Here is a 4969-nt window from a genome sequence, read left to right on the forward strand (position 1 = left end):
TTCACACCGACAGGAACGCCGAGATGGCCTCGTTCACCTGGTCGGCGTGGGTCCACAGCAGGCCGTGCGGTGCGCCCTCGAGCTCGACGTACGTCGCCTCCGGCAGAAGGTCCCGCAGCCGTCGGGCCGACGCGTCGATGGGCACGACGTTGTCGGCGGTGCCGTGCACGATCAGGCACGGGATGCCGCTCGCGGCCACCTCGGCGATGTCGGCGCGGAAGTCGGTCGGCCACGTCAGCGTCGCGTCGGCGATCGCGACGTTGCCCGCGTGCGCGGCCACCTGCACGTTCGCGTCGACGGCGTCCTGCGAGATGCGCCGGTCGAGGTTCTCCTCGAGGTTGTAGAAGCCCTCGAAGAACCCGCGCACGAAGGCGAAGCGGTCATCCCTCACCTGCGCGCGCAGGTCGTCGAAGAACCCCTGCGGCCCGGCGCCGTCGGGATTGTCGTCGGTGGCGAGCAGGTAGGGGAGGATGCCGCTGAGCAGCCCGGCCTTGGCGACGCGGTCAGTGCCGTAGCGGCCCAGGTAGCGGGCGATCTCGCCGGTGCCCATGGAGAAGCCGAGGAGCACGGCGTCGCGAAGGTCCAGCTCTTCCATGAGTGCGTGGAGGTCGGCGGCGTACGTGTCGTAGTCGGCGCCGGAGGCGGTCTTCGTGGATGCCCCGAAGCCGCGCCGGTCGTAGGCGATGACGCGGTAGCCGGCATCCAGCAGCGGATACTGCTGCCGGGCCCACGACTCTCCGTTCAGCGGATAGCCGTGGATGAGCACGACCGGCGTTCCGGTGCTCGGTCCCTGGTCGGTGTAGTGGAGCTCGACGTCGACCGAGTTCTCGGTCCCGACGGTGATGTACGCCACGTGCGGTCGCCCTTCTCGCTGCGCTCCCGGGATGCCGGGGCGGACCGGAGTGTCCGATCCGCCGTCGACGCTACGGCCGGCGACGCGTGCGGGCCAGGGCTTGACCGTCCGCGATGCGCGTGGTGGGGTACGGCCGCTGCGAGGCCTCAGGCGTCGCGGCCGGCGCCGGTGGCGGCGGTGACCGAGAACACGTGAGGGGCAGCGAAGCCGCGTGCGGCGAACGCACGCCGCACGGCGTCGGTCACGTCGGCGACCTTCTCGCGCGAGACCAGGGCGATCGCCGCCCCGCCGAACCCGCCGCCGGTCATGCGGGCGCCGATCGCGCCGGCGGCCAGCGCGGCATCCACCGCGGTGTCGAGCTCGGGCACCGAGATCTCGAAGTCGTCGCGCATCGACGCGTGCGAGGCGACGAGGAGCTCGCCGATCGCGGTGGGTCCGGCATTCCGCAGCACCGCCACGGTGTCCAGCACGCGCTGGTTCTCGGTCACGATGTGGCGCACGCGGCGGAACGTCACCTCGTCGACGCGCTCGGCCACCCGCGGCAGGTCGTCGACCGAGACGTCGCGGAGGGCCGCGACCTCCATCGCCGCGGCCCCGCGCTCGCAGGCCGCACGGCGCTCGCCGTAGCCGCCGGTGGCGTGGGAGTGCTTCACGCCGGTGTCCATGACGACGAGCTCGAGGTCGGCGGCGTCGAACCCGAGGTCGACGACCTCGGTGGCGAGCGTGCGGCAGTCCAGGAAGATGGCCGCGTCGGCTTCGCCCAGCATCGAGGCCATCTGATCCATGATCCCGGTGGGTGCTCCCACCGCTTCGTTCTCGGCGGTGCGCCCGGCCCGGGCGAGGGCGACACGGTCGAGATCGAGCCCCCACGTGTCGGCGAGCGCGGTCGCCGTGGCCCCCTCGATCGCCGCGGACGACGACAGGCCCGCGCCCACCGGCACATCGGACGAGAAGGCCAGGTCGGCGCCGGTGACGGCGGTCGCGGCGGTTCCGGATGCGGCGAGCAGCGCCCACGCGACACCGAGCGGATACCGGGCCCACTCCGGCACCTCGTCGCGACGCGCCGGGAACAGGGCCTCGAGTTCGGCGACCGGCACCTCGACCGGCACCGGGTCGAAGTCGGACACGACCCGCAGTACCCCGTCGGTGCGCGGAGTCACCGCGACGTGGGTGCGGAAGGGGATGGCGAAGGGCAGCACGAAGCCGTCGTTGTAGTCGGTGTGCTCGCCGATGAGGTTCACCCGGCCCGGCGCCGACCACGTTCCCACCGGCTCGGCTCCGGTCAGCTCGCGGAAGAGCTCGCGTGCCTGCCGGGCGGTGTCGGATGCGGGTTCGGGCGAGGTCACAGGGACACCTCCGGGACGGATGCGACGGCCTCGCGCAGGCGGTCGGCGGCGGTTTCGGGCGGGATGTCGCCGATCCAGGCCCCCATGGCGGCCTCGGATCCGGCGAGGTACTTCAGCTTGTCGGCGGCGCGGCGCGGGGAGGTCAGCTGCAGGTGCAGGCGCGCCGTGTCGCGTCCGAGGGCGACCGGGGCCTGGTGCCACGCGGCGATGTACGGCGTGGGGGTGTCGTACAGGGCGTCGACGCCTCGGAGCAGACGCAGGTAGACCGTGGCGAGTTCGTCGCGCTCGGCATCCGTCAGCTCGGTGAAGTCGGCGGCATGGCGCCGGGGTGCGAGGTGCAGTTCGATCGGCCAGCGAGCCGCGAAGGGCACGTAGGCGAGCCAGTGCTCGGCCTCGAGCACGACTCGGGGACCGGCCGCCTCGAACGCGACGATGCGCGCGAACAGGTCGTCGCCCTCGCGGGCGATCGAGCGCAGCAGCGACTGGGTGCGGGGAGTGATGTACGGGTAGGAGTAGATCTGCCCGTGGGGGTGCTGGAGGGTGACCCCGATCTCTTCGCCGCGGTTCTCGAACGGGAACACCTGCGCGATGCCGGGCAGGGCGGACAGGGCGGCGGTGCGATCGGCCCACGCCTCGATGACGGTGCGGGCGCGCGTGGCGCTCTGGGTGCCGAACGACCCCGCGTGCTCGGGGCTGAAGCACACGACCTCGCAGCGTCCGACCGAGGTTCGGGTGCGGCCGAGCCCCGGAGCGTCTAGGTCGTCGAGGCTCTGCGGCGCGTCGTCGGCGGCGGGTGCGTCGCCGGTGGCGCGGGCCAGGGCCGGGCCGAACGAGGGCGACTTGTTCTCGAACACCGCGACGTCGTAGACGGAGGGCACCTCCGACGGGTTGGTCGCCGTCTGCGGGGCGAGCGGATCGAGGTGCGCCGGCGGCAGGAACGCGCGGTTCTGCCGTGCCGCGGCGATCGAGACCCAGTCGCCGGTGAGGACGTCCCGCCGCATCGTCGCGGTGGCGGGGCGCGCATCCAGGGTGCGGGTGTCAATGGCGCGCTCGGCCGGCAGCGACGTGCCCGGGTCGTCGAAGTAGATCAGCTCGCGGCCGTCGGCAAGGCGGGTGGCGCGCTTGACGACGCCGCCGGAGAGCTCGGTCGTGAAGAACTCAGGTGTGTTCACGTCAACACGGTACCTGGAGGGGTGTGTTAGCGTCAACATGCCTGCGTTGTTCACCCGATGACGCCGGTCGGTGCGAGAGGGGAACGCATGCCGAGGCGGATCGCGGGACAGATGCGGCGGGTCTCGATGGCTGACGTGGCCGCGCGCGCCGGCGTCTCCGGACAGACGGTCTCGCGCGTGGTCAACGGCAGCCCGCGGGTGGATCCGGTGACGCGGGCGCGCGTCGAGGCGGCGATGGCCGAACTGGGCTACCGGCCGCATCGCGCCGCACGTGCGCTGCGCACCGGTCGCACCCACACCATCGGGCTCGTGGTGTCGACCCTCGCCACGGTCGGCAACTCGCGCATGCTGCAGGCGGTCTCGGATGCGGCCGCGTCGCGGGGCCTCGCCCTCGTCGTGGTCACGCTGCACGCCGAGGTCGACGGCGGCGTCGCGTCGGCCTTCGAGCGGCTCGAGGACCAGGGCGTCGACGGGGTGATCGTGCTGAACGAGGCGACCCTCCTCGCGCGGGACGTCGCGCCGCCGGAGGGTCTGCGGCTGGTCGTCGTCGACGCGCCCACGGAGGACGCGGCGGGACCGGGGAGTTCCACTCGGCCCGGTACCGCTTCGGCGCGGAACGGGCAGGCGGGTTCCGGGCAGGCGGGTGCCGGGCGCACCGGTACCGTGCAGACCGACCATGCCGGCGGCGCGTGGGCGGCGACGCGGCACCTGATCGCGCTCGGTCACACGCGCATCCGTCATCTCGCCGGCCCGCTCGGCAGCTACGCGGCGTCCGAGCGCGAGCGCGGTTGGCGCGAGGCGCTCGAGGATGCGGGGCTCGAGGTCGCGGAGCCGCTGCGCGGTGCGTGGACGTCGGGCGCCGGCCACGCCGCCGCAGCGCTGCTGGACGACGCCGCGACGGCGGTGTTCTGCGCGAACGACCAGATGGCGCTCGGGATGCTCCGGGGCCTCGCCGAGCGGGGACTCGACGTTCCCGCGGACGTGAGCGTGGTCGGATTCGACGACGTGCCGGACGCCCGGGACTACCGGCCGCCGCTGACGACCGTGCGGCAGGACTTCGACGCGCTCGGCGAGGCCGCCGTATCGACCCTCGTCGATGATCCGTCCGGGGGTGGCGCGGTCATCCCGGCCCAGCTCGTCGAACGGGCGAGCACGGCACCTCGCCGATGACCGCGTGCGCCGCGTCGCTCGGCCGCTGACTCCGCTGGGAGGCGGAGGCGGAGGATCCGACGGGCGGGGGATGCGGCGGGAGCGTCCTCGCGGGAGGATCGAGGCATGACGCGCTCATCCCTCACGCCCGGTACCGCCGTCGCAACGCCTCGCGGGGAGGGGGAGGTCGTCGACGTTCGCGCGACGCCCTCGGGGAAGTTCGTCGTCGGGGTCGAGATCGAGACCGGCGAGGTCGTCTATGTGACGGAGGGCACCGCGCGGCCGGTAGACGCTTAGTCGCATCGTCTTCGCGAGTGGAATACGCTTTCCCTGGGGTGCGCTCCACCGGAGTCCATCCCATCGCGACCGCGTCGACGAAGGAGTGGCATGACCGCAGCGACCGAGGGCCGTCCTCCAGGCACCGTGGTGCTCGCGGTGGACTCGTTCAA

At 73.0% G+C, this 4969-nt stretch carries 5 protein-coding genes; 2 read left to right on the forward strand and 3 right to left on the reverse strand.

The features are described from left to right. Position 1 precedes the first annotated feature (1 nt). The 3 genes from B4E30_RS00155 to galT all read right to left on the reverse strand — a co-directional run bounded on the left by B4E30_RS00155 (position 2) and on the right by galT (position 3371). Complete coding sequence (locus B4E30_RS00155; protein WP_286792989.1) at positions 2 to 853, reverse strand: alpha/beta fold hydrolase; 852 nt, start codon at positions 851 to 853, stop codon at positions 2 to 4. A 146-nt stretch (positions 854 to 999) separates the two neighbouring features. Beyond that, a complete protein-coding gene (galK, locus tag B4E30_RS00160; RefSeq protein ID WP_286792991.1) occupies positions 1000 to 2199 on the reverse strand; it encodes a galactokinase in 1200 nt (399 codons plus the stop codon). Continuing rightward, positions 2196 to 3371 (reverse strand): galactose-1-phosphate uridylyltransferase, encoded by a 1176-nt coding sequence (galT, locus tag B4E30_RS00165; protein ID WP_286792993.1) that lies wholly within the window; start codon positions 3369 to 3371, stop codon positions 2196 to 2198. Before galT ends, galK begins: the two co-directional genes overlap by 4 nt. 126 nt (positions 3372 to 3497) lie before the next feature. Between galT and B4E30_RS00170 the strand changes: the two genes are divergently transcribed. Both B4E30_RS00170 and B4E30_RS00175 read left to right on the forward strand, forming a co-directional pair. Then, positions 3498 to 4541: a LacI family DNA-binding transcriptional regulator gene (locus B4E30_RS00170; protein ID WP_286792994.1), complete on the forward strand. Its 1044-nt coding sequence runs from the start codon at positions 3498 to 3500 to the stop codon at positions 4539 to 4541. 105 nt (positions 4542 to 4646) lie between these two features. Further along, positions 4647 to 4817, forward strand: coding sequence for a hypothetical protein (locus tag B4E30_RS00175; RefSeq protein ID WP_286792995.1), 171 nt, complete (start codon positions 4647 to 4649; stop codon positions 4815 to 4817). Positions 4818 to 4969: the final 152 nt, after the last annotated feature.

This window comes from Microbacterium sp. UBA3394 (assembly GCF_002358725.1).
GTDB classification, from domain to species: Bacteria; Actinomycetota; Actinomycetes; order Actinomycetales; family Microbacteriaceae; genus Microbacterium; species Microbacterium luteum.